We start from the raw sequence: 22,985 nt of genomic DNA, 5'->3' as shown, positions 1-22,985 counted from the left end.
GCGTGAGCTAAAAATTAAACTTTCTTCGCAGCGGCGTAATTTTCGCCCGCCTGCGTCCAGTTCACCACGCTCCAAAACGCTTTCGTGTAATCCGCGCGCATGTTCTGGTATTTCAGATAATACGCATGCTCCCACACATCGAGGCCGATAATGGGCGTCGCCCCTTCGGTGAGTGGCGAATCCTGATTGGCGGTCGAGTGCACGACCAGCTTGGCATCCTTCAGCGAAAGCCACGCCCAACCGCTACCAAACCGTTTCGCGGCGGCGTCGTTAAATTGTTTTTTCAACTCATCGAGCGAACCAAACGTCTTGTTGATGTCCTCGCCCAACGCTTCCGGCAACACGCCGCCGCCACCCGGCGCGATAATCTTCCAGAAGAAAGTATGATTCACATGCCCGCCCGCCTGGTTGCGCAACGTCGTGCGCGTGGCCTCGGGCACCGTGATCGAACCCAGCGAGGCGACCAATTGCTCCGGCGTCAGCTTCAGCAGATCCGGATGCTTCTCCAACGCCGCTTTGCCGGCGTTGATGTAAGCTTGATGGTGTTTCGAATGATGAATCTCCATCGTGCGCGCATCGATGTGCGGCTCCAGCGCGTCGTAAGCATACGGTAATTTCGGCAACACCCAGCCATCCACGCCCGCGGCAGAAATCTCCGCCGCGCCGCCACGACTAAAACCGATGCCCGCCGCGGCCAATCCCAAACCCATGAATTTCAAAGCATCACGACGCGAAAGATGGGAGGACGGATTTTCAGATTTCATAAGAGGGAGAGGGTTTAATTAACTCAGCTTTCTCGACATTCAAAGCGCCGTTTTGTGCCGAAGCAAAAATTCAGGAATCACATCGATAGCCCACCCCGTGGACCGTCACGATGACTTGCGGGTCTTCGGGATCCATTTCGATTTTTTTTCGCAGTTGCGCCACATGCTGGTCGAGTGTGCGCGTCGTTCCGAAATAATCCACGCCCCACACGGCATTCAGCAGCGCATCGCGCGTCAGCACATCGCCGGCCCGCGCCGCAAACGTCTCCGCCAGTTTCAGCTCCCGCGCCGTGAGCGACTGGGAATGGCCCGCGAGCGTCACCGTAAATTTCCGCCGGTCGATCGTGGCTTTACCCAATTTGAACGTCGGCTCGATTGCCTCGGGCTCCACCGCCATCGCCGACAAACGTCCGCGCCGCAATAGCGCCTCCACCCGCGCCAGCAATTCCTGCACGCCAAACGGCTTCGTGAGATAATCATCCGCGCCGAGCTTCAGGCCCACGACCTTGTCGATTTCTTCGCTTTTCGCCGTGAGCAACAACACCGGCACGCGCGAGCCCGAGGCGCGGAGATCGCGGCACACATCGTAACCATTCACCTGCGGCATCATGACGTCGAGAATCACCAGATCGAACTTCTGCTGTGCGAAAAACTTCTTCGCCTGCGCGCCATCACCTGCCGCGGTCACCGCATAGCTTTCACTTTCGAGGGTCGCGACCAAACCGAGCCGGATGTTCGCGTCGTCTTCCGCGATGAGAATTTTTGCCTTCATGGTAATTGTAATTCGAACACCGCGCCGCCGCCCTCACGCGCGCGATAACGCAGTTCTCCGCCCAGCCCACGCGCCAGTTGCCGCGCGATGCTCAAGCCCAGGCCTGCTCCGGCTTTTTCAGCAGTCAGCGTATCGTCCACGCGATGAAATTTCTCGAAGATGCGCAGTTGATGTTCCGGCGGCACGCCGGGCCCCCGATCCATCACGCGAAGCACTGCGCCGCCCTCTTTTCGCGGCTCAAGCGACACCGTCAACTCGCCGCCGCGGTCCGCGTATTTGCAGGCGTTCTCCAACAAGTTCAGAACAATTTGCTCAAGCGCGTCGCGATCCGTCTGCACCCGCACCGGTGCGTGCGGCAAGTGCCGCGTGACTTGAAGACCGGCTTCCGACAAGCGGGGCGACTGCGTATCCAGCAGGCGCCCGACTTCCGTGGTCAACTCGATCGGCTCGAGCGCGAACTTCTTCTGTCCCTGTTCGAGCCGGCTGAAATCCAGCACGTTGCCCACCAACCGTGACAGCCGCTGAGTTTCGCGACCGATCGTTCGCAGATAGTCTGCACTTTTACCCGGATCCTGCACGCGACCTTGCTCCAATAGCTCCGAATAGAGCCGGATCGTCGTGAGCGGCGTTTTGAATTCGTGCGAAACATTCGCGACGAATGACGTCTTCTGAGCCGCCTCCGCCTCGCTACGTCGTGCCTGCCACAAGAGCAGCGATCCGCCCACCACGATTGCCGTCACAAAAATTCCAATCAGCAACGAGCCCACCAAAAAGAAACTCCCGCCCAATCCCGCATCGCGCTCCGCCAGCGGCAAAAACGCCACGACGTCCCAGCCCGGCAATGAGTTTCCGGCAAACGGCACGCGCACCGCCGGCTGCGCTTCACGGGCGATTGCGCCGACTTGGTGCAAAATCCGCCCTTGCTCATCGCGTAACGCGTAACCTTCTCCACCGTCGACTTCCGCCGGCAACGCGCCGCCCATGCGCCCGATGAGCGCTACCATTTCCATTTCTGCCCCACGCACGGCGCTCGCGTTAGCCGGCTGCACCCACCCGAGCATATGCAAGCGACCGTCGATGAGCCATGAGTTCCAACCGCGACGTTCCGGCGAAACCTCCCGCGCCTGGCTGATTGCCGGACTTGGCGCCGCGTAACCCGCTCCCGCGCTCGCCGCCGAAGCTTCAACGGCGGGCACGCTATCCGCTAACGCCGGCGCAGAGTTCTGCCGCGAGGAGACTTTGGCATCGCGGCGCGCGTTTTGCATTTTGAAAACATTCGAAGCCACTTGCTGACGCGCCGCAGTTTCCTCGCGTTCCTTTTTGGCTTCGTCGAACGACGCGGCGAGATCCGCTTTTGCTTTCGGCTGGCTGAATCCCCACGGCGGCGAGTCGAGGAAACGCGCGCCAAATCTCCGGATGAATCCGCGACCATCTTCGTCAGCGTTAATCGAGAGAGGCCGCTGCAACCGTCCCTCGCTCGCCGCAATAAACGCCGTGCGCACAAACGGATTCGTCTTTTCCCACTGATCCAAAAAGACCAGTAAACTCTCCGCCGGCTCGGCCGCGAGCGTGTCGAGCAACCCGGTTTGAATGTCGCCCATCAACAACTCGACGTTTTCCACCACCAGTCGTGTGCGCGCCGTGACGGCGGCGAGCCGCGCTTCATCGGCGTATTGACCGCGTTCGACGAGCCGCGCCTGCTCGCGTCGCAACAACTGAATCGCCCCTGCGCCCACCACGAGTGCGGGCAGCAACAGGAGCAACCAGTAGAGAAATATGCGACGCGATGCAGTGAGCACGACTGGTTCAAACTAGTTATTGAAGAGCCAATGGGAAGCCATGAAACCGCGCCGCATTTTTTGATTAACGCGAACCCGTCGCCTGCTGGCTTTTCACTTGAGAGCTTTCGGCGCGATACGCTTTGCGCTGGGCGTTATCGAGTCCGTCTCGCGCGACGCGCTCGGCTTCGGGCGCAGCCACTGCCGCGGCTGAAGCAACCGCCGTGTTACTGTAGGTGTCCGCCATCGATTTGAATTCCTGCGCCCGCGCTTTGAGCAAAGCGCCCGCTTCGTCGCGCCGCCCCGCATCGACGAGTTCGATCGCTTTTTCCTTCGCGACCGCGAGCGAATTGGCGGCGTAGTCGGCTTGCACTTGATGATTGGCCGAGGCGACGACCACTTCCGATTTCTCGCTGAACTTCACGTTGCGCTTGGCGCTGATCGACGCGCTTTGCTGCGTGAGCGCGTTTTCGTAGGAGATCTTGGCGCTCGCGATCTCGCGTTCGCGTCCGTTTTTTCCCGGCGAGACTTCAACTTCGATCAAGGCGAACTTTTGCTGGCCACCGTAGATTTGGCTCAGCGAAAGCTCGGCACGCTGCCCGCGAATCACGCCGTCACGCCCGACAAAGTTGATCGGGCGCACGCCTTCGGGAAATTCGATTTCCACCACAACCCGCCGCGCCACCACATTCAACACGTCGCCAAGTTCCCGCGCAAAAATCGACGGCAGGTCGTCGCTGTTTTGCACGAAATAAGTGTTACCATCGCTGCGCGAAGCCAGGCGCGCCATCAGGTCTTCATTGAATCCGAGCCCAAGGCCGATCGTCGAAACCGTGATGCCTTCCTTCATCAGCGACGCACCGAGACGCCCCAGCTCATCCGGCGAACTCGGGCCGACATTGGCCATGCCGTCTGAAAGCAGAATCACGCGATTGATGTAGCGCGCGTCTTCGATGTGTTTGCGGATTTCGTCCGCGCCCCGAGTCACGCCGCCGTAGAGCGCCGTGTTGCCGCGGGCTTCGAGCGAGCGAATCGCATATTCCAAACCGCGCCCGTCGCCGACGCGTTGCGCCGGCACAAGGGTTTGCACGCTGGTATCGTAGGCGATCAGCGCGACGATATCGTCCGGTGCGAGTTGACGCACCGCTTCGAGCGCGGCCTCGCGGGCCTGTGCGATTTTGTCGCCTGCCATCGAACCGGATCGGTCGATCACCAACGCGAGATTCACCGGCGGGCGCGATTCACGGCGCGGCAACTTGATGCCGTCTAGGCCGATTTTGATGACGGCGCGCTCAGTGATGTTGGCGCCAAGCGTCTCACGATCGACGTCGATGACGACGCGCACAGGTTCATTGGAGGCCGATTTGGCAAAGAGCGATGCCGCGCCAATCAGGCCGGCCGCGAAGAGAGAAGAGAGAGCGATAAGTTTCATGAGTTGATTCAGGTGTTACGATTACGTCCTGAGTTAACCACAAAACCCGCCGCCGTTTGTCACCGGCACGTAAGGAAATTGTCAGGCGTTTGTCATGGAACGAGGACGCTACCTCTTACCTGTAGGTTGTCCGCTTGCGGACAACACGGCGCGAGCGCGCCGCCCACAGAAAACTCTACACTACGCCAACTGCTTACGCACGATCTCGTCGACGAGCTTGGGATTCGCTTTGCCTTTCGACGCTTTCATCACGGAACCCTTGATCGCGTTGAGCGCTTTCTCGTTACCGTTTTTGAAACCGGCCGCCGCGGCAGGATTTGCCGCGATCGCGTCGCGCACCCAACCTTCGAGTTCGCCGGTGTCAGTGGACTGTTTCAGGCCTTTGCGCTCGACGATTGCGCCGGGTGTTTCGCCCGATGTCGCCATCTCCACAAAAACTTCTTTTGCGATGCTGCTCGAAATCACGCCGTCATCGACGAGTTTCACGAGCTCAGCCACGTGCGCCGGACGAATTTTGCTCTCCGCAACCGTCGTGTTCGCCGCAGAAACCTCGCGCAACAAATCATTGGCGATCCAGTTGGCCGCAGCTTGGGGTTTGCCGCTCAACTTGGCGGCTTCCTCAAAATACGCAGCCAACTCAGCATCGGAAATCAGCACCGCGGTGAGCGTGTATGGCAGTTGGTATTGTTCGAAATACCGCCGCTGACGGTCAAACGGCAGCTCGGGCAAAGCCGCCCGTAAGTGCGTTTTCCAATCTTCATCCACTTTCACGGGCATCAAATCCGGGTCTGGGAAATAACGATAATCATGCGCCATTTCTTTCGAGCGGAGCGATTGCGACGCGCCGGTCTGGCCATCGTAGTCCCGCGTCTCTTGCACGATTGTGCCACCGCTGGTTTTCACCGCGATCTGGCGGCGAATTTCGTGGGCGATGCCGTCGCGCACGAAGGAAATCGAGTTGAGATTTTTAAGTTCAACTTTGGTGCCGAGTTTGGTTTCGCCAATCGGACGAATCGAGATGTTGGCGTCGCAGCGCATCTGGCCTTTCTCCATATCGCAGTCGGAAATGCCACCCTGCACCATGATCGTGCGCAGCACCGTGAGAAACGCGAAGGCTTCGTCCGCACTCTTCAACACCGGTTCGGTGACGATTTCCATCAACGGCGTGCCGGCGCGGTTGTAATCGACGAGCGAATCGACCGAACCGTGGTTCAATTTGCCCACGTCTTCCTCGAGGTGAATGCGCGTAAGTTCGATGTGCGTATGCTCGCCCATCACGTTGCGCGACGCGCCGGGTAATTCGATTTCAACTTTGCCGCCGATGCAGATCGGTTGGTCGAATTGAGAAATCTGGTAGTTCTTCGGCGAGTCGGGATAAAAATAGTTTTTGCGATCCCATTTGCACACCGGCGCGATTTTGCACCCGAGCAGCAGGCCGGCTTGGATGATTTTATCGAGCGCCTGCTTGTTCAGCACCGGCAATGCCCCGGGTAACGCGAGCACCACGGGATCCGTGAGCGTGTTCTCGGCGTGACCGAAACCGGCCGGCACGCGCGTGAACATCTTCGACGCGGTCTTAATCTGCACGTGGACTTCGAGTCCGATGACAGCTTCGTAAAGGGGAGTTGCTGAGGTTTGAGACACAGAGTGAAGAGGAGTTGGCACAGAGATCACAGAGCGAGGCGACGAAGACCTTTAATCAAAGTTATGGATCGGAAATTAAGGAGGAGGCCAATTTTGCAGCCGGTAAATTTCAAGTAAGTGAGCACTTGGGCGTCATGCACCTCAAGGAGCGCATCGACTGCCTTCAATTCAACCACGACAGTGTTACTCACCAAAAAATCCAGTCGGTAAGCATCATCAACTAACAGTTCTTTGTATTTCACTGCGCATGGTTTTTGCGCTTCGTATTCCATTTCACGCAGATTAAATTCGTGAGCCAACGCACGTTGATAGGCCGATTCCAACAGGCCTGGCCCAAGCTCACGGTGAACTTCAATCGCTGCGCCGATGATTCGCTCGGTTAACTGATTGATGTCACTGTCCATGGCTCCGTGTCCTTTGTGTTTCTCCTCTGACTCTGTGAATCAAAGTTCAGGATGCTGGGATTTCCAGTCATGCGCGCGTTCGTAGGTCTGCGCGATGGCCAGCAAGTCGGCCTCGGCAAACGGTTGGCCGATGATTTGCAGACCGATCGGCAACTTTGACGCCGTAAAACCGCACGGCACCGAAATGCCCGGCAAGCCGGCGAGATTCACGCCGATGGTGTAGATATCCAACAAATACATCGCGAGCGGATCGCCGACTTCGCCGATCTTGAAGGCCGGCACCGGCGACGTCGGCGAGAGCAACGCGTCGCACTCGGTGAAGACGCGTTGATATTCCTGGCGAATCAGCGTGCGGACTTTTTGCGCGCGCAGGTAATACGCGTCGTAGTAGCCGCTGCTGAGCACGTAGGTGCCGAGGATGATGCGGCGTTTCACTTCTTCACCGAAACCTTCAGCGCGCGACTGAAAATAGAGATCCACCACATTCTTGGCACTCTTGGAGCGGTGGCCGTAACGCACGCCGTCGTAGCGCGCGAGATTTGACGACGCTTCCGCGGTCGCGATGATGTAATACGCCGCGATCGCGTATTCCGACGCGAGCGGCAGCGAGACTTCTTTGATTTCGCAGCCCGCGTTTTTGTAGAACTCGATGGCTTTTTTCACTGCCGCGCTGACTTCGGGATCCAAGCCTTCACCAAAAAATTCCTTGGGCACACCCAAGCGCCACGGGCCTTTCTTTTGCTTTAACGCCGCCGCGTAATCCGGCACCTCCGCGCGATACGAGGTCGAGTCGCGTTCGTCATGTCCCGCTATTACGCCGAGTAAAGTCGCCGCATCTTCTACTGAATGCGCGAACGTGCCGATCTGATCCAGCGACGACGCATAAGCCGCCAGACCGAAGCGTGAAACCAGGCCGTAAGTCGGTTTCAATCCCACGATGCCGCACAATGCGGCCGGTTGACGGATCGAGCCGCCCGTATCCGAACCGAGCGCCCAAGGCGCAAACCCCGCTGCAACAGCGGCCGCGCTGCCACCGGAGCTTCCGCCTGGCACGCGCGTGAGATCCCACGGATTTGCGGTCGGACCGAACGCCGAGTTTTCCGTCGATGAACCCATCGCGAATTCGTCCATGTTGAGACGTCCCCACGGGATCGCGCCGGCTGATTTCAACTTGGTCGTGACGGTGGCGTCGTAAGGTGAAACGAAATTTGCGAGCATCTTGCTCGAGCACGTCAGCGGCTGGCCTTCGACCGCGATCACGTCTTTCAAGCTCACGGGAATACCGTCTAACGCGCCTTTCGCCTGCCCGGCAGCGCGACGTTCGTCGGCCGCTTTCGCCGCGGCGAGCGCGCCGGGTTCGTCGAACGAATTAAACGACTTCACGCGGCCATCCAGCGACTTGGTGCGCGCGATGAACGTCTGCATGAGTTCGCTCGATGAAATTTCTTTCGCCGCAAGTTTGGCCGACAGTTCGGCCACGGATTTGAAAACGATTTCGTCAGCCATGGGTCACTCCACTACTTTGGGCACCGCAATCATGTTTTCGCGCTGCGCGGGTGCGTTTTGCAACGCGGCTTCGACCGTCAGGCCCGCTTTAGCGACGTCGGCTTGCCAGACGTTAAAGACCGGCGAGGCGTGCGCCATCGGCTCGACGCCGGTCACGTCCACTTCTTTCAGTTTTTCAATGTAATGGAGAACATTACCAAGTTGAGCGGAGAATTTTTGTTTCTCGGCGTCAGTGAGCGCGATGCGCGCGAGGTTCGCCACGTAGTCGATGTTGAGGTCGGAAGCCGAGTTCATGAAAGTGCAGATGCGCCGTCAAAAGAGGCGGTCGCCGCAACCATTGGCAATCGGCAAAACTCCCCTGCCGCGCAACGGAAGAGGAAATTTGTGTGCGGGCTTGAATTGGCTAGGGTTTCCTTTAACCCAATCCGCGATGCTGCTCTTCAAACGTATCCTCAATTTCACCCAAAACAGCGTGTCGGCCAGCAACAAGCGCAACGCCGAGCGCTACAACGTGGGTGAAAAGTTTCCGTTTAAAGCCACCGTTTCTCTGATCCGTCACGACGAATTCGGGGTGGCCGTGCCCAATGATGACATCGGACAGGATTGGGTCGGCACGCTCAACAATATCTCCGCTACGGGTGCGAGCATCCAACTGCATTCCGCGGCGATCGCCAGCCGCGGCCAGGCGTGCTGCTTGAAGCTGAGCCTCGACGATTACGTTTTGGAGATTCCCGGCACGGTCGCCTATTTCCGCACTTATCCGCATCACACCGTGTGCGGCTTTTCGTATGGGTTCGATTATTTCGAAACCCAGAAAGCCTACATGCAAATCCTCGAGGCCGTCGCCTTGGGCGCGTCACTTGAAGCCGTGAAGGCAAAAGAGGTGAAGCAGGACGCCGCGGGTTTGTTGAAGGAAGTTTACAAAGGCAAAGGCGAGTCGCAGCTGACGATCTGGCGCAAGGACATCGACCGTTCCATTCACAGTTTCGAGTTCCGCATGAGCGACTACGGCGTGCGCTGGACCGCGGGCCTGACGGAGTTGGAAACGTATTCGATCAACGAGCGCGCCACCGCGAGCCGCAAGAACGGCCTCACCAAGGCCCAGCACGACGAAGTCAGCTGGCTGTTCTGCCTCGCAGTGCCGAACCTGCCGAAATCGGTGCCGGCCGATGTGCGCGAGTTTCTCGACCAGTTGGTCGCCTAAGTCATCGCAATCCTTTCAAAATAAAAGCCGCCGGTTTAAGCCGGCGGCTTTTTAATGAGGAGATGTCTCGCGAGAATTATCCGCGGACACTCATCGAGCCATCGAGGACGATGTCTTTTTGAATTTTCGCAAAGGCAACGTTCACTTCTTCGTCCGTAAGCGTGCGCTCGGCGGAGCGAAACGTGAGCGAGAAAGCCAGGCTCTTCTTCCCTTCCGGCAGACCCTTGCCTTGGTAAACGTCGAACACCTCGACGCCCTCCACGACAAACGCCGTGCCTTGCGCGGATGCGCGGGCAACGTTGAGCAAGTGCGCGCGCACTTCTTCCGCGTGACGCGCGCCGTCGACGACAAGCGCGAGATCGCGCAGCGCGGCCGGATAGAGGCTGAAATCTTTGTAACGGCTGCGCACCGAGCCCGAGAGCGAAGCGAGTTTTTCAGGCGAGATGGCAAACATACCGCCCCAGACTTTGCCTTCGACGCCGGTTTCGCGCGCCATCGCGAGATTAAGCAGACCGAAACGCGCGGTCCAACCTGACGCGACATCGCCGGCCGACGCAGAATGTCCGTCCTGCCAGCCCCAGAACGCGCCAGTCACAGGCGCGAGTGCTTGTTTCGCCAGATCGATGCCCGCCGCTTGCGCGAGGATTTCCATGTGGCGTTTCACCTCGTAGAAATCGGGCGCCGAGCGGCCGAGCCACGCACGATCTTTTTCGTTGTGCGCAATGATGAAACCCACGCCCACGAATTCGCTGATCGAGCCGTTCACTTCCAAAAACACGCGGCCAGTCTCGCAGAAACGCGCCACGCGGTTGCCACGCGATTGGTTGAGTTTCAACGTTTCAACCAAGCCCAGCAGCAGGGTCGGCCGCAGGTGCGATTGATCGTCGACAAAAGGATTCGCGAGCGCGAGTTCCTGCGCGGCGGTGTCGGAGACCCACGTCTTGAGTTCCTTGCCCGCACGCAGCGTATAATTGACGCACTCGTGGAAATGCTGGCCGACGAGGTAGTCGGTGACCTTGCGATTAAACACGACCGTCGGAGCGTCTTCGCTGTCGACGAGCGCCGGGCCGACGGCCGGAGCCGGCGGAACTTTTTCGGTGCCGTAAATGCGGAGCACTTCCTCGACGAGATCGATCGGGCGATCAAGGTCGCCGCGCCAGCTCGGAATCGTGACGGTCCACGCCGGGCCGCGTTTTTCGGTCGGTTCTTCGTGACGAATCACGAGATCGAGCGCTTCGAGCGCCGCACGTTGTTCGTCGGCGGGAATTTCAAAGCCGAGCTTTTCGTTGATGTAGGCCGGTGTGACGACGATCTCGCGTTCCCACGGCACATCGCCGCCGACTTTGAACGACGGACCGACCACGGTGCCGCCCGCAGTTTCGAGCAACAGATCGACCGCGCGATACGCCGCTTCGAGCGTGCTGTGCGAATCGACGCCGCGCTCGAAACGATACGACGAATCCGATGCAAGGCCGAGACGTTTGCCGGTCCAGCGCACGGATTGCGGACGGAAATACGCGGCTTCGAGCACGATGTCGGTCGTGGAAGCGTCCACTTCGGCATTCGCGCCACCCATGATGCCCGCGACGACAAGCGGTTTCGATTCGCCGGCAATCACGAGCATGCGGCTGTTCAACGCGCGTTCTTTGTTATCGAGCGTGGTAAGTTTTTCGCCATCGGTCGCGCGCCGCACCACGATCTGGTTTCCGCCGATTTTTTTGGCGTCGAACACGTGCAGCGGTTGGCCGAGTTCGAGCATCACGTAGTTGCCGACATCGACGAGATTGCTGATCGGACGAATGCCAATGGCTTTGAGTCGATCCTGCATCCACTGCGGGCTCGGGCCGACTTTCACGCCAGCGATGCTGATGCCCACGTAAAGCGGACAATCTTCCGGAGACTCCACGCGGATGCCGGAGAGAATATCCGGACGCGCGCCGTGGGTTTTGCCATCGAACTTGATCGCGGGAAATTTGAGCTCTTTGCGAAACCACGCTGCGAGTTCGCGCGCGATGCCGATGTGACTGAGCGCGTCGGGACGATTCGGAGTGATTTCGATGTCGAGCACCGTGTCACCGCCAGGAATTGCGTCGTTGATCGGGAGACCGATCGGTGTGGCCGCGTCGAGAATGAGCAAGCCCGCGTGATCGCTCCCGAGGCCGAGTTCGTCGGCGGCGCACATCATGCCCTGCGACTCGTGACCGTAGGTTTTGCGTTGGGCGATTTGGAAACCGCTCGGTAAAATCGCGCCCGGAAGGGCGACCGGCACGCGTTTGCCCGCGTCGCAATTCGGCGCGCCGCACACGATGGAGCGAATGCCGCCGTTAGCTTCGCCGACATTCACGGTGCAGAGTGAAATCTCTTTTTTGAGGTTCGGAATTTTTTCACGCGTGAGGATTTCGCCCACGACGACGAGTTTCAACGGCGCCAAGCCGGTCGTGATGACGCCTTCGACTTCAAAGCCGAGAAAAGTGACGGCGCGTTTGATCTCGTCGACGGACACGCCGTCGAGGTTCACGTATTGGTTGATCCAATTAAGGGAAATTTTCATCGGTCTGCGCTCAGGCGAACTGTTTCAGGAAACGAACGTCGTTTTGGTAGAAGTAGCGGATATCATCGATGCCGTAGACGAGCATCGCGAGGCGTTCGAGGCCCATGCCAAACGCATAGCCCGACCACACTTCCGGATCGTAACCGACGCCTTCGAACACGGCTGGATCGACCATGCCGCAGCCGCCGATTTCGATCCACTCCTTCTTCACTTTCGGGAGGTGTTTCGCCGACAAATCGACTTCGAAGGATGGCTCCGTGTAACCGAAATAGTGCGGGCGGAAACGCGTCTTGGTGTCTTTGCCGAGCAGCGACGCGAAGATATAATCGAGCAGCGCCTTCAGGTCGCGCACCGTGACGTTTTTATCGACGTAAAGGCATTCGAGCTGATGGAAATTCGCGCTGTGCGTGGCGTCGGTCGTATCGCGGCGATACACGCGGCCCGGCGACACGATGCGAATCGGCGGCTGGCCTTTGAGCATCGTGCGGATTTGCACGGACGAGGTGTGCGTGCGGAGAAGGTATTTCTCGCCTTCGACTTTTTTGGAGACGTTGCCGAAGCGTGCGGCTTCGGGGAAATAAAACGTGTCCTGCGCATCGCGCGCCGGGTGATCGGACGGCGTGGCGAGGGCGTCGAAGCAGTAATATTCGGTTTCCACCTCCGGGCCGTCGGCGACGGCGAAGCCCGCTTTGCGCAAGATGCGGCACATTTCTTCGCGCACGAGCGTGAGCGGATGCGTCGTGCCCGGGCCGGCGTCGGGCGACGGCAGCGACGTATCGATCGCCGAACCGAGTTGCGCGGTGATTTCGGCGTCGGCGATGCGTTGCAACGAGACGTCGAGTTGCGCTTGGAGTTGGCCCTTGGCCTCGTTGATGAGTTTGCCCATCGCGGGGCGCTGCTCTTTGGGCACGGTGCCCATTTGCTTCATGAGCGCGGTGAATTCACCGTTAGGGCCGACGTAGCGGGCTTTGGCGGCTTCGAAATCGGCGCGTGTGTGCAGCGTGACGAGTTCCGCCGACGCTTTGGCGAGGATGGCATTAAGGGAGTCTTGCATCGAAGGAGAGGCGAAAATTCGTTCGTTCCGCGGGTTAAACGGAGACGATGAGTGAAAATAAAAAGGACGGACTCAGCGAAGAGTCCGTCCTGAGAGAAATGGTCTGAAACTGGAAAGCGAGCCTCGAGCGGACGCGCGATTTCGTTTAGGCTTTCGCGGCTTTGGAAGCCTTGGACTTCAGCGAATCTTGGGCGGTTTTCACCAAGCCATTAAACGCAACGGAGTCAGCGATCGCGATCTCGGAGAGTTGGCGACGGTCCAGCTGGATATCGGCGGCTTTGAGACCTTCGATGAAACGGCTGTAGGTGATGCCAGCTTCGCGGCAAGCCGCATTGAGGCGCACGATCCAGAGGCCACGCATGTTGGCCTTCTTCTTCTTGCGATCAATGTAGGCGTATTGCCAGGCATGCTGAACCGCTTCTTTAGCGTAGCGGTAAAGCTTGGATTTATTGCCGAAATAGCCCTTGGCGTATTTCAGGACTTTCTTGCGGCGCTTGCGCGACGCCGGGGAGTTTGTGACACGAGGCATGTTATGTAGTAGGTTTGGAGCCGGCGGGTCGTCTCGTTAAGATTCACCCGCCTGACTGATTTTAGTTTCGCGCTTTAGCGGAGACCGGTGGGGAGACAGCGGAGCAGCGGCTTGGCATGGCCTTCAGCTACGAGCTTGTCGCGGGAGGCACGTCGTTTGGACTTCGTGCTCTTCGCGGCCAGCAGGTGGCGAAAACCAGGCGTGCGGCGGATCAGCTTACCCGTGGCGGATATCTTGAAGCGCTTGGCAACGGACTTTTTGGTCTTTTGCATGGATAGAGCGGAAGAAAACAGAGAACGCCTGGTGGCTTGGCAAGAGTTTTGTCCGGGAAAGTTACAAATCTCAAAAATCGGACTCGGGCCGGTTTCGCCAAACGGGTTTAGCGATTATCGAAAAGCCATTTTGTGAGGTAAATTCATTCGAACAATTCGCGAAACGATCACGCAAACGCACGCTCACGGCAATTTTCCGAAAAGGATTTGACATGGCTACAGCGTTCTCAACTTTCAGCCCCTCACTTTGACGGCTTCCTAGCTCAATGGTAGAGCAGTTGACTCTTAATCAATTGGTTCCGGGTTCGAGTCCCGGGGGAGCCACCAATTTCGTTGTTTGCATCAACCCTTGCCTGTTTTAGCGCGCAGCGCGCCACGCCGGTGTAGCTCAATGGTAGAGCACCTGTTTTGTAAACAGGCGGTTGCGGGTTCGAATCCCATCGCCGGCTCCAGTTCGAATTTAGGCGCCATATTACTAATTACTCCAGCTTATGGCGCGCATTCATTCACTCCGCTCGCATAAAAATTCGCCGCAAAAAATTTCCACTGCCCGATGGTGTAATGGTAGCACGAACGACTCTGACTCGTTCTGTCTAGGTTCGAGTCCTAGTCGGGCAGCCAGTTCAAATGTTAAAGAAAAAATTTGCGGACACAATAAAGCGCGTTGACAGTCTAATTTGATTACAAACAGCATGACCCATCTTGGAATTTTTTGGTCCTTTGCTTTCCGACAACTCACTCCTTTCTGCGCTACCCCCCGATAAAAGCGCGTCTTTACTTTAAGCGGTCCTGTGGCCCGCTGCCTGCTCAAGGATTTTTATTATTTTCTCACAACAGAAACATTCACCACACGATTAACCCAATAATTATAATTCACGCACTATGATTACTCAACTCCCGCTCGCACTCCTGCTCACGAACACCGACGGCAGCCCGATGACTGCCATGGAGCTCTTCATTCACGGTAAGTGGATCATGTGGCCGATTCTGGTAGTGTCCTTCCTCCTCTTCACGGTCGCCATCGAGCGCATCATCTTCATTTTCCGCGAGAACTCCCGTCGCGAGCCTGAAGTCGTCGACAAGATGCTTGAGAAGGTCGAAGCCGGCGACGCTGAAGGCGCGCTCGAACTCGGCAAGAAAAGCAGCGACTACCTCGCTCGCATTCTTGTTTACGCCCTTACCCATAAAGAACACTCGCTCGGCAACGCTTTCACCCGCGCTTCTAACCAAGAGCTGCAACGTTTCAGCCAAGGTCTCCCGACGCTTGATACCTGCATCACGGCGGCTCCTCTCCTCGGTCTTCTCGGCACGGTTACCGGCATGATGGGCACGTTTGCTGCTCTTAACTCCGGCTCAGGCGATATCGGTGCTTCCACCGGCGCTATCACGGGTGGTGTTGCTGAAGCGCTTATCGCCACGATGGCCGGTCTCTTCATCGCCATCACGGGTCTCCTCCCCTACAACTATTTGAATGCTCGTCTCGAACAAGTGCGTCACGAAATCGAAGACGCTTCGAACTCTCTCGAGATCATCATCAACAAGTCGCAGCCGGTCAGCCGTTAATCGGCTCACCTCGCTGTAACTTTAATCCCTCCTTACTGTCATGCACGGCGGCGGCGGCGGACAAGGCCCAGGTGGCACGAAGAAAGCACGTATTGAGATCATCCCTCTCATTGACGTTATTTTCTTCCTGCTCGCCACCTTCGTCCTCTTCACAATCTCCCTCAACAAGTCGAACGGCCTCAAGGTCGCGTTGCCTTCTGCCGAAACCGGCGAAGCTCGCGATCCCAATGGCACGGTCACCATCACGGTTACCGACGAAGGCGCGATCGCTTGGAATAAAGACTTGGTCACTCTCGACGAGTTTCTCGCGCGCCTTCAGGCCTACAAACGCGATGAACCCGAGGGTCGCATCCTGATCAACGGCGATCATCAAGCATTCTTTGCCCAAGCTGTTTACGTTTTCGATCAGGCTCGTATCGCTGGTTTCAATAAAATCTTTATTGAAACCCTCGTTCGCTGAGCTCTCGGATTCGATCTAATAAATCTCCTCCGGGCGCGTTTAACTAATTCTCCAGACGCCCACATCCTATGGAAGGCAATAAAATCAAAGTTCGTCCGCTAAAGAAGGCACGTATCGAGATCATCCCGCTGATCGACGTTATCTTCTTTTTGCTCGCGACCTTCGTCCTCTTCACCCTCTCGCTGAATAGCATCAAGTCGGTTCCGATCGATCTGCCTGTTCCTGCCCCACCCACTACGGTAAAACCGGAGGAACCGTTGACGATTCAAGTCTCCGATGCCGGCTCAATCTATTGGAATCGCGAATTGATCGATCCCAGCGAATTGCCCTCACGTCTCTCCTACTATCGTAGCCAAAATGCGGATCCCCGCGTCCTACTTACCGGCGACGAAAAAGCCCGCTTCGGTGCGACGATCGATGTGCTGGATGAAGTTCGCAAAGCTGGCATCCTCAAATTCTCGGTCGAAACCCGCACTCGTCCGACCGGCAAATAACCTCCACCACCCATGAACAAAGACATCATCATCGGCGTTGTGGCTTCGATTGGCATCCATCTCGCGGTCATCAATCCCTTCTCTGGCAAGCAGCCACCACCAAAGCGCGAAATCGTTAAAAAAGAAGCGGTCGTGCAATTTGAGATGCCTCCCATCGAGGAAGAAAAAGTTGAAGAAGTCGTGGAGCTTGAAGAAGCCCCGGCCAACCAGCTCGCTCCGCCCAGCTTAACGGACACCCTCACCGTCGTCCCCGTCGACGCTTTCACGCAACCGCTCACCCCGCCCCCGCCTCCTGGCATGACTGCCACCAGCGGCGCGATCAGCATTCCGGTTATCAAGCCGGGCACGACGTTCGGCAAGGGCATCGGCGACCTGTTCGACATTAACAATCTCGATCAAAAGCCTGCGGCTCGTGTTCAGAACTCACCGCAATATCCTTACGAAATGAGCCGCGCCGGCATTAATGGCGAAGTGCTCGTAGAATTCATCATCAACGCCAACGGCGACGTCATTCAGACCCAAGTGGTTCGTTCTTCCCATCGCGAATTTGAAGCCAACGCGCTCCAAGCCGTTTCCAAATGGAAGTTCAAGCCAGGCCGCAAGGGCGGTCGTCCGGTGAACGTCAAGGCTTCCCAGCTGCTCGAGTTCAATCTCGACGACAGCAAGTAACATCGCCCCAGCCATGTTAATCTCTCCCTCTAAACGTCTCTTCTCCACGCTTCTACTGGTTGGCGCCAGCTTGGTGTTCACCGCATCAGCCTCGGCCCAAGCCAAAGCCCGTGATTACTCGCCCAGCGAGACCACCGGCGAAGCGATCACCAAATACAAGACCGCCGTCGACGCCAAAAACTACGACTCCGCGTTAGCTATCTTGGACGCTCAGTTGGCTAAAGTTGCTGCCGACAGTTACGACGCAGCGTTGCTTTACCAAATCAAGACGCAGACCTTCCTTCAGAAGGGCGACTTCGCCAAAGCTATCGAGCCTCTCGAGAAAGGCCTGCAGCTTTCGGATACGAAGACCCCTTCTTATTACGAAGAAAAGCTGACCCGTGATTTGGTCTATTTCCAAGCTCAGCTTTATTTGCAGGAAGCGGTTCAATCCAAAGATCCCAAAGTCATCGCTTCTCTTTACGAGAAATCCGACAACACCATGGCTCGTTGGTTGAAACTCACACCCGCAACCACGTCTGACGCCCAATTGCTCTATTCGCAGCTGCTTTACAGCCGTGCAGTCCAAAACCCTGAGAAACCTGACTTGGCCATTCTAAAACGTGCCCTTGAACAGGTTGAAATCGGTCTTCGCCTGAGCACCCGCCCGAAGGATACCTTCTACGTCCTGAAACTGGTCAGCTTGCAGCAACTTGATCGGAACGCTGAGGCCGTTGAAGTTCTTGAGCTTCTCGTAAAGCAAAAGCCAGATTCTGGCACGTATTGGCAGCAACTCGCCGCCATCTATCTCGGCGCTGATAAGCCCATCCGCGCCGCTCTCAGCATCGAACGCGCCCAATCCCATGGGCACATGAGCACCCCCAAGGATCATTACAACTTGGTTGGTATCTACTTCAACATTGGGCAATTCGAGAAAGCGGCCGAACTCCTCACGGCTGGCCTCAAAAACGGCAGCATCGAGCCTGACATCAAGAATTGGGAACTGCTCGCCCTCTGCTACCAGCAGATGGATCGCCCCTTCAAGAGCATCGAAAGCCTGAAGGAAGCTGCGAAAGCGTTCCCGAAGTCTGGCCAAATCGAATTCCTCATCGCCCAAGCTTACCAATCGCTGGACAAGTCGGAAGAGACCTTGCTTCACCTGCAAAACGCAGCGAGCAAAGGCAATCTGACCCAACCCCACCGCGTTTACCTCTATCTCGCCTACATCGCCTTCGAACTTAAAAAATTCGATATCGCAATGGATGCCGCCAAGAAAGCCGCCGCCATTCCGGAAGGCGCAAAAGATGGCCAAAACATGATCAAAGCCATCGAGGAAACCCTCAAAGACCGCGAAGCTCGTAAGAGCAAAATGTAATCTCTCCCTTTAACGCACGACACACCGACCATGAATAAAGTCTACATTATCGTCCCCGTAGTTCTTCTAGGTATCTTCTTTTTCTTCTATAGCGGCGCTATCAAAGAAATGCACGTCAAAGAGGACAATATCAAGAAGGCCGTCATTGCTAAGCGCGAAGCCAAGGCGGCAAAGGATATCGCCAATCGCGATCAAGCCATGAAATCCGCGCTTGAAACCCAAGCTAAGCGCAAGAAAGAGCGCGAAGAAAAGGAAGCGATCGACGAGAAAAAGAAAACCGATCGCCAAGATGCTGAAGACACTCGCATCCGCGCCAACGAAGACAAAAAGAAGTTCAGCGACCAAGTCTCCCGCCTGAAGAAGGATCTCGAGGAAGTGAAGGAAGCCACCAAGAAGGTTTCCGACGAAAAGAAAAAGAACCTCGAAGAGCAGGCCTTCTTGAAAGACTACGTCAAACAGGCTGAAGCCAACGTTAAATACTACTACGATCTTCTCGATAAAATCACCGCCGCCGAAGCTGCTAAAGTCGCTGCCGACGCCGCTGCCGCCGCTGCCGCCAAGAAAAGCTAAACCGCCCCACTTTCGACTCACATGAACAAGTTTTATATCATCGTCCCAGTCATCCTGATGGCCGGCTTTGGCTTCCTCTACTCCGGTGCCGTGAAAGAAATTCACACCAAGGAAGCAGCTAAGAAAGTCGAAGCTGAGAAAGCGCAAAAAGTTGAAGCTGATCGCAAGAAAGAGATTGAAGCGAGAGCCTCCGCCGAAGCCAAAGATCGCCAGGAAAAGCGCGACGCCGAAGAAGCGGCCAAGCTCAAGAAGCGTGAAGACGACTACAAAGCCGCCATGAACCAGCTTCAAGGCGACACCGCTAAGCTCAACTCCGAGGCCGATAAACTCGCCAAAGAAGCTGCTGACTTGGAAAATCAAATTTCCCAAAGCCGCACCGATCGTGAGAAACTCAACCGCGAAGCCCTCGAAATCGCCAAGCAAGTCGAGCTCGCGAAGATCAATCGCCGCAACGCTGAACTCGAAATCCAGCGCATGATCGACATGGTCGCGAAGAAAGTTGGCACGAGTTCCGTGGCCAATCCGCCGCCGCTGCCGGTTCCTGCTACGAAGTAAGCAGTCCGCTTCCGGATCTTCTCAAAGCCGCACCAACCGTGCGGCTTTTTTATTGCCACGATCTGACCGCGCACGGCCGAAACACTGCAGGTTTTTATGCGTAAATGCCCGAACACGTGTCATATCAAAATAACTTTCTGTTCGGTGGGAACGTTGGCCTGCCATGTGCTGACTAGCTCGCGTGATACCGGTTTACCGACGTAGTCACAAGAGACAGGAAATGGATTTATCAAATTCCAACCTGTTAACTTGAGCCGACGTCGGGCGACCGGCAAGCAACCTACTACCAAATACTACACCAATGAAGAAAACTGCTCTAATCCTCGCGGCGCTCGTTGCGGGCGCTTCCTTGTCCGCTCAAGACGCGGCAGCTCCCTCCTACTCCGTCACGGTGGACTTCCCATATGCCAGCAAGTATGTGTTCCGCGGCGTTCAATACGCTGAAGGTTCCATTCAGCCTTCGGTCAAATTGACCACGGGCAGCTTCTATGCCGGCGTCTGGACGAACCAGCCCATCACCAGCAACATCGACAACGAAGTCGATTTCTTTGCCGGTTACGGCTTCAAGTTGAGCGACACGTTCAGCTTGGATGTGGGTGCGACCGCTTATTATTACCCGGAGCTCGATGACAGCACCGGCCTCGATAACGCCACCTACGAAGGCTACGTCGGCTTGAACGGCACATTCGGCGCGTTCACCACCGGTCTTTATGCCTACAATGACTTCACGTTGGAGTCGTTCACGGTTCAAGGCACCGTCGGCTACAGTGTGGCTCTGAGCGACAAAGCGTCGTTCAACTTGCTCGGCACCATCGGTAAGGTCTATCCGGATTCCGGTGACGACTACACCTACTACGGGGTCGGCGCCACGGTTCCTTACAAGCTGACCGACAGCGCCACGCTTACGGGCGGCGTGCAATATGCCACCCATGACATCGATGGCCTCGAAGATGGCCACCTCTGGTTCACCGTTGGCCTGACCGTCACCTTCTAAGGTAACGCCAGTCCTCGGATCCGATCCGATTTAATAAAAAACCCGCTCCGGCTTCGTGCCGGGGCGGGTTTTGTTTTTAAGATGATCAGCGGATCAACGCGCTGTTGTCGCCAAACTTTCCACGAATCGCTCGATCTTATCGCAGGCCAGCGCGAGCTTTTGCTCGTTAGCCGTGAAACAAGCCCGCACGTGGCCCTTTCCGGCCTCGCCAAAGGCCGTTCCCGGCACGACGGCCACCTTCTGCTCAAGCAGCAGGCGCTTCGCGAAATCGGTCTCAGAAAGCCCCGTAGAGGCCACCGACGGAAATGCGTAGAACGACCCGCTCGGCGCATGGCACTTCAAACCCGCCGCATTGATGCGGCCGACGATCAAGTCACGACGTTCGCGGTAGCGATCGCGCATGAACTTCGTGGCATCGTCGCCCAAGCGCAGCGCGGCGAGCGCGCCTTCCTGGCTGATGCTCGGGGCGCACAACATCGAGTATTGATGCACCTTCATCATCGCCTCGATCAACGGCGCCGGGCCGCACGCGTAGCCAAGACGGAAGCCCGTCATCGCAAATGCCTTTGAGAAACCGTGCAGCAACAGCGTGCGTTCACGCATGCCGGGCAGGCTCGCGATGCTCGTATGCACGCCTTCGAAAATCAGCTCGGAGTAGATTTCGTCGCTGATGACGATCAGGTCCTTTTCAATCGCGAATTTCGCGATGCGCTCCAACTGCTCACGCGAGCACACGCCGCCGGTCGGATTACACGGCAAATTCAGGAGCAACAGCTTGCAGCCGGGTTGCCACGACGCGCGCAGCGCCGGCTCGTCGAGCGAGAAATGTTCGGCCGCGCTGGTCGCAACCGGCACGCCCACGCCGTGAACCAACTCCACCGTCGGCGCGTAAGAAACATAACACGGCTGATGATACAGCACTTTGTCACCCGGATTGAGCAACGCGCGCATCGCGAGATCGAGCGCTTCGGAGACACCGACGGTAACAAGGATTTCGTCTTCCCAGCTGTAAGCGGCTTTGAAATAGCCTTCGACGTAGCGGCTGATTTCCTTGCGGAGATCCGGCTGGCCGAGATTGGACGTGTAATGCGTTTTGCCCGTATCGATCGCCGTTTTGACGGCGTTGCGAATTGGTTCCGGCGTGTCGAAATCGGGTTCGCCGATGCCGAGCGAGATAACGCCGTCGGTCTTCGCCACGAGTTCAAAGAAGTCGCGAATGCCGGAGCGGCGCAGGCCCGCCACGTGACGCGCAACGAAGCGCGCCGTATCGAGTGGCGGTTTGGAAATGGTGTTCATTTAAGAAAAAGAAAAAGAAGTTAACTGAGGTGCGTCGCGCCCGGACCCTTAGAGCCGTTCGCGAATCGCCGCACCCATCTGAGTCGTGTTCAAGGGTGTCGCGGTGCCGAGATCCGCGGTCAATTTGCCGGCATCAATGGTTGCCGCGACCGCGGCTTCGACGGCCGCTGCTTCTTTCTCCAGTCCGAGTGAATGCCGCAGCAACATGGCCGCGGAAAGAATGGTGCCGGTTGGATTCGCGATGCCCTTGCCCGCGATGTCCGGAGCCGAACCGTGAATCGGTTCGTAAAGTCCCAACGTGCCCTCGCCCAACGATGCGCTGGGCAACAGCCCGAGCGAGCCGGCTAACACGGCCGCTTCGTCGGTGAGGATGTCACCAAACATGTTTTCGGTCACGATGACGTCGAATTGCGCAGCGTGCGTGATGAGGCGCATCGCGGCCGAATCCACGAGTTGATGCTCGAGTTTCACGTCAGGATATTCCTTACCAATCTCGATCGCGATCTTGCGCCAGAGGCGGGAAGACTCGAGGACGTTGGCCTTATCAATCGACGTGAGAAATTTGCGACGCTTGCGCGCGAGCTCGAAACCAAGACGCACAATGCGACGAATTTCGTGCTCCGTATAAATGAGCGTGTCGACGGCGCGTTCGCCTTCTGGCGTCTGCGTGCGACCTTTCGGCTGACCAAAATAAAGTCCGCCCGTGAGTTCGCGAATAACGACAAAATCCACGCCCGCGACGCGTTCCGGTTTGAGCGGAGACAATTTCGCCAGCGAAGGAATCGCCTTCACCGGACGCAGATTCGCGTAGAGACCGAGGCCTTTGCGGATCGCGAGCAAACCCTGTTCGGGGCGCACCGGCGATTGCGGATCGTCCCACTTCGGGCCACCCACGGCACCGAGCAACACGGCGGCGGCAGCTTTGCATGCAGCCAGCGTCGCTTCCGGCATCGCAGTGCCTGTGGCGTCGATCGCGCACCCGCCGAGCAGGTGTGTCGAATACTGGAATTCGTGGCCGAACTTTGCCGCGACCGCGTCGAGGACGAGGCGCGCTTCGTTGACCACTTCAGGGCCGATGCCGTCACCGGGCAACAGGACGATATTTGCTTTCATGCTAAAA

23 protein-coding genes and 3 tRNA genes are annotated in these 22,985 nt (G+C 57.2%); 12 read left to right on the top strand and 14 right to left on the bottom strand.

Annotated features, from left to right (window positions below; genetic code table 11):
* Window positions 1–14: 14 nt before the first annotated feature.
* The 8 genes from ACRRQW_RS13735 to gatC form a co-directional block, all read right to left on the bottom strand.
* Entirely contained in the window at window positions 15–764 is a 750-nt protein-coding gene (locus tag ACRRQW_RS13735) for a superoxide dismutase (protein ID WP_438482066.1), read from the bottom strand.
* Between the two features lie 70 nt (window positions 765–834).
* A complete protein-coding gene (locus ACRRQW_RS13730; RefSeq protein ID WP_438482065.1) occupies window positions 835–1,536 on the bottom strand; it encodes a response regulator transcription factor in 702 nt (233 codons plus the stop codon).
* Window positions 1,533–3,335 carry a sensor histidine kinase gene (locus ACRRQW_RS13725; RefSeq protein ID WP_438482064.1) on the bottom strand — a complete coding sequence of 601 codons (1,803 nt, stop codon included), beginning with the start codon at window positions 3,333–3,335 and terminating at the stop codon, window positions 1,533–1,535. The genes ACRRQW_RS13730 and ACRRQW_RS13725 overlap by 4 nt, the downstream gene beginning before the upstream one ends.
* Before the next feature lie 64 nt (window positions 3,336–3,399).
* Window positions 3,400–4,746, bottom strand: coding sequence for a vWA domain-containing protein (locus ACRRQW_RS13720; RefSeq protein ID WP_438482062.1), 1,347 nt, complete (start codon window positions 4,744–4,746; stop codon window positions 3,400–3,402).
* Window positions 4,747–4,926: 180 nt separating this feature from the next.
* Window positions 4,927–6,390 (bottom strand): Asp-tRNA(Asn)/Glu-tRNA(Gln) amidotransferase subunit GatB, encoded by a 1,464-nt coding sequence (gene gatB, locus ACRRQW_RS13715; RefSeq protein ID WP_438482060.1) that lies wholly within the window; start codon window positions 6,388–6,390, stop codon window positions 4,927–4,929.
* A 26-nt stretch (window positions 6,391–6,416) separates the two neighbouring features.
* Window positions 6,417–6,794, bottom strand: a complete 378-nt coding sequence (locus ACRRQW_RS13710; RefSeq protein ID WP_438482059.1) for a GxxExxY protein — start codon at window positions 6,792–6,794, stop codon at window positions 6,417–6,419.
* Window positions 6,795–6,833: 39 nt separating this feature from the next.
* Complete coding sequence (gene gatA, locus ACRRQW_RS13705) at window positions 6,834–8,300, bottom strand: Asp-tRNA(Asn)/Glu-tRNA(Gln) amidotransferase subunit GatA (RefSeq protein ID WP_438482058.1); 1,467 nt, start codon at window positions 8,298–8,300, stop codon at window positions 6,834–6,836.
* 3 nt (window positions 8,301–8,303) lie between these two features.
* Entirely contained in the window at window positions 8,304–8,594 is a 291-nt protein-coding gene (gatC, locus tag ACRRQW_RS13700) for an Asp-tRNA(Asn)/Glu-tRNA(Gln) amidotransferase subunit GatC (protein ID WP_438482057.1), read from the bottom strand.
* Between the two features lie 136 nt (window positions 8,595–8,730).
* On the opposite strand from gatC, the gene ACRRQW_RS13695 reads away from it, so the two are divergent.
* On the top strand, window positions 8,731–9,504 hold the full coding sequence (locus ACRRQW_RS13695) for a hypothetical protein (RefSeq protein WP_438482056.1): 774 nt from the start codon (window positions 8,731–8,733) through the stop codon (window positions 9,502–9,504).
* A gap of 76 nt (window positions 9,505–9,580) precedes the next feature.
* Here the strand turns inward: ACRRQW_RS13695 and pheT are convergent, their stop codons facing one another.
* The 4 genes from pheT to rpmI all read right to left on the bottom strand — a co-directional run bounded on the left by pheT (window position 9,581) and on the right by rpmI (window position 13,910).
* Window positions 9,581–12,055: a phenylalanine--tRNA ligase subunit beta gene (gene pheT, locus ACRRQW_RS13690; protein ID WP_438482055.1), complete on the bottom strand. Its 2,475-nt coding sequence runs from the start codon at window positions 12,053–12,055 to the stop codon at window positions 9,581–9,583.
* Window positions 12,056–12,065: 10 nt separating this feature from the next.
* A complete protein-coding gene (gene pheS / locus ACRRQW_RS13685; RefSeq protein WP_438482054.1) occupies window positions 12,066–13,109 on the bottom strand; it encodes a phenylalanine--tRNA ligase subunit alpha in 1,044 nt (347 codons plus the stop codon).
* A gap of 145 nt (window positions 13,110–13,254) precedes the next feature.
* Complete coding sequence (rplT, locus tag ACRRQW_RS13680) at window positions 13,255–13,638, bottom strand: 50S ribosomal protein L20 (RefSeq protein WP_438482053.1); 384 nt, start codon at window positions 13,636–13,638, stop codon at window positions 13,255–13,257.
* A gap of 74 nt (window positions 13,639–13,712) precedes the next feature.
* A complete protein-coding gene (gene rpmI, locus ACRRQW_RS13675) occupies window positions 13,713–13,910 on the bottom strand; it encodes a 50S ribosomal protein L35 (RefSeq protein ID WP_438482052.1) in 198 nt (65 codons plus the stop codon).
* A 252-nt stretch (window positions 13,911–14,162) separates the two neighbouring features.
* On the opposite strand from rpmI, the gene ACRRQW_RS13670 reads away from it, so the two are divergent.
* From ACRRQW_RS13670 to ACRRQW_RS13620, 11 genes are all read left to right on the top strand, one after another.
* Window positions 14,163–14,237: transfer RNA gene (locus ACRRQW_RS13670), tRNA-Lys, on the top strand.
* Between the two features lie 50 nt (window positions 14,238–14,287).
* Window positions 14,288–14,362: transfer RNA gene (locus ACRRQW_RS13665), tRNA-Thr, on the top strand.
* A 95-nt stretch (window positions 14,363–14,457) separates the two neighbouring features.
* Window positions 14,458–14,531 (top strand) — tRNA-Gln (locus ACRRQW_RS13660).
* Between the two features lie 261 nt (window positions 14,532–14,792).
* Window positions 14,793–15,473 (top strand): MotA/TolQ/ExbB proton channel family protein, encoded by a 681-nt coding sequence (locus ACRRQW_RS13655; protein ID WP_438482050.1) that lies wholly within the window; start codon window positions 14,793–14,795, stop codon window positions 15,471–15,473.
* Between the two features lie 40 nt (window positions 15,474–15,513).
* Window positions 15,514–15,933 (top strand): ExbD/TolR family protein, encoded by a 420-nt coding sequence (locus tag ACRRQW_RS13650; RefSeq protein ID WP_438482049.1) that lies wholly within the window; start codon window positions 15,514–15,516, stop codon window positions 15,931–15,933.
* 68 nt (window positions 15,934–16,001) lie between these two features.
* A complete protein-coding gene (locus ACRRQW_RS13645; protein WP_438482048.1) occupies window positions 16,002–16,427 on the top strand; it encodes an ExbD/TolR family protein in 426 nt (141 codons plus the stop codon).
* A gap of 12 nt (window positions 16,428–16,439) precedes the next feature.
* The gene (locus ACRRQW_RS13640) at window positions 16,440–17,096 is read left to right on the top strand and encodes an energy transducer TonB (RefSeq protein WP_438482047.1); all 657 of its coding nucleotides are present in this window, start codon (window positions 16,440–16,442) and stop codon (window positions 17,094–17,096) included.
* A 13-nt stretch (window positions 17,097–17,109) separates the two neighbouring features.
* Window positions 17,110–18,450, top strand: coding sequence for a tetratricopeptide repeat protein (locus tag ACRRQW_RS13635; protein WP_438482045.1), 1,341 nt, complete (start codon window positions 17,110–17,112; stop codon window positions 18,448–18,450).
* A gap of 30 nt (window positions 18,451–18,480) precedes the next feature.
* Window positions 18,481–19,020: a hypothetical protein gene (locus tag ACRRQW_RS13630; protein WP_438482043.1), complete on the top strand. Its 540-nt coding sequence runs from the start codon at window positions 18,481–18,483 to the stop codon at window positions 19,018–19,020.
* 21 nt (window positions 19,021–19,041) lie between these two features.
* A complete protein-coding gene (locus ACRRQW_RS13625; RefSeq protein ID WP_438482042.1) occupies window positions 19,042–19,575 on the top strand; it encodes a hypothetical protein in 534 nt (177 codons plus the stop codon).
* A gap of 301 nt (window positions 19,576–19,876) precedes the next feature.
* The gene (locus ACRRQW_RS13620) at window positions 19,877–20,569 is read left to right on the top strand and encodes a TorF family putative porin (protein WP_438482041.1); all 693 of its coding nucleotides are present in this window, start codon (window positions 19,877–19,879) and stop codon (window positions 20,567–20,569) included.
* A gap of 93 nt (window positions 20,570–20,662) precedes the next feature.
* Here ACRRQW_RS13620 and ACRRQW_RS13615 read toward each other — a convergent pair whose 3' ends face one another.
* On the bottom strand, window positions 20,663–21,865 hold the full coding sequence (locus tag ACRRQW_RS13615) for a pyridoxal phosphate-dependent aminotransferase (RefSeq protein ID WP_438482040.1): 1,203 nt from the start codon (window positions 21,863–21,865) through the stop codon (window positions 20,663–20,665).
* A 48-nt stretch (window positions 21,866–21,913) separates the two neighbouring features.
* Window positions 21,914–22,978, bottom strand: coding sequence for a 3-isopropylmalate dehydrogenase (gene leuB / locus ACRRQW_RS13610; protein WP_438482039.1), 1,065 nt, complete (start codon window positions 22,976–22,978; stop codon window positions 21,914–21,916).
* Between the last annotated feature and the right edge of the window lie 7 nt (window positions 22,979–22,985).

The organism is Oleiharenicola lentus, from assembly GCF_051660365.1.
GTDB lineage: Bacteria > Verrucomicrobiota > Verrucomicrobiia > Opitutales > Opitutaceae > Lacunisphaera > Lacunisphaera lenta_A.
The sequence above is the reverse complement of the archived record's forward strand: the minus strand, read 5'-3'. Positions and strand labels throughout refer to the sequence as shown.

What these genes read in the sequence shown, in the direction of transcription:
- ACRRQW_RS13735 (WP_438482066.1), bottom strand. Translation starts at nt 764, where the DNA reads ATGAAATCTGAAAATCCGTCCTCCCATCTTTCGCGTCGTGATGCTTTG.
- ACRRQW_RS13730 (WP_438482065.1), bottom strand. Translation starts at nt 1,536, where the DNA reads ATGAAGGCAAAAATTCTCATCGCGGAAGACGACGCGAACATCCGGCTC.
- ACRRQW_RS13720 (WP_438482062.1), bottom strand. Translation starts at nt 4,746, where the DNA reads ATGAAACTTATCGCTCTCTCTTCTCTCTTCGCGGCCGGCCTGATTGGC.
- ACRRQW_RS13710 (WP_438482059.1), bottom strand. Translation starts at nt 6,794, where the DNA reads ATGGACAGTGACATCAATCAGTTAACCGAGCGAATCATCGGCGCAGCG.
- gatA (WP_438482058.1), bottom strand. Translation starts at nt 8,300, where the DNA reads ATGGCTGACGAAATCGTTTTCAAATCCGTGGCCGAACTGTCGGCCAAA.
- gatC (WP_438482057.1), bottom strand. Translation starts at nt 8,594, where the DNA reads ATGAACTCGGCTTCCGACCTCAACATCGACTACGTGGCGAACCTCGCG.
- ACRRQW_RS13695 (WP_438482056.1), top strand. Translation starts at nt 8,731, where the DNA reads ATGCTGCTCTTCAAACGTATCCTCAATTTCACCCAAAACAGCGTGTCG.
- pheT (WP_438482055.1), bottom strand. Translation starts at nt 12,055, where the DNA reads ATGAAAATTTCCCTTAATTGGATCAACCAATACGTGAACCTCGACGGC.
- pheS (WP_438482054.1), bottom strand. Translation starts at nt 13,109, where the DNA reads ATGCAAGACTCCCTTAATGCCATCCTCGCCAAAGCGTCGGCGGAACTC.
- rplT (WP_438482053.1), bottom strand. Translation starts at nt 13,638, where the DNA reads ATGCCTCGTGTCACAAACTCCCCGGCGTCGCGCAAGCGCCGCAAGAAA.
- rpmI (WP_438482052.1), bottom strand. Translation starts at nt 13,910, where the DNA reads ATGCAAAAGACCAAAAAGTCCGTTGCCAAGCGCTTCAAGATATCCGCC.
- ACRRQW_RS13655 (WP_438482050.1), top strand. Translation starts at nt 14,793, where the DNA reads ATGATTACTCAACTCCCGCTCGCACTCCTGCTCACGAACACCGACGGC.
- ACRRQW_RS13650 (WP_438482049.1), top strand. Translation starts at nt 15,514, where the DNA reads ATGCACGGCGGCGGCGGCGGACAAGGCCCAGGTGGCACGAAGAAAGCA.
- ACRRQW_RS13645 (WP_438482048.1), top strand. Translation starts at nt 16,002, where the DNA reads ATGGAAGGCAATAAAATCAAAGTTCGTCCGCTAAAGAAGGCACGTATC.
- ACRRQW_RS13640 (WP_438482047.1), top strand. Translation starts at nt 16,440, where the DNA reads ATGAACAAAGACATCATCATCGGCGTTGTGGCTTCGATTGGCATCCAT.
- ACRRQW_RS13635 (WP_438482045.1), top strand. Translation starts at nt 17,110, where the DNA reads ATGTTAATCTCTCCCTCTAAACGTCTCTTCTCCACGCTTCTACTGGTT.
- ACRRQW_RS13630 (WP_438482043.1), top strand. Translation starts at nt 18,481, where the DNA reads ATGAATAAAGTCTACATTATCGTCCCCGTAGTTCTTCTAGGTATCTTC.
- ACRRQW_RS13625 (WP_438482042.1), top strand. Translation starts at nt 19,042, where the DNA reads ATGAACAAGTTTTATATCATCGTCCCAGTCATCCTGATGGCCGGCTTT.
- ACRRQW_RS13620 (WP_438482041.1), top strand. Translation starts at nt 19,877, where the DNA reads ATGAAGAAAACTGCTCTAATCCTCGCGGCGCTCGTTGCGGGCGCTTCC.
- ACRRQW_RS13615 (WP_438482040.1), bottom strand. Translation starts at nt 21,865, where the DNA reads ATGAACACCATTTCCAAACCGCCACTCGATACGGCGCGCTTCGTTGCG.
- leuB (WP_438482039.1), bottom strand. Translation starts at nt 22,978, where the DNA reads ATGAAAGCAAATATCGTCCTGTTGCCCGGTGACGGCATCGGCCCTGAA.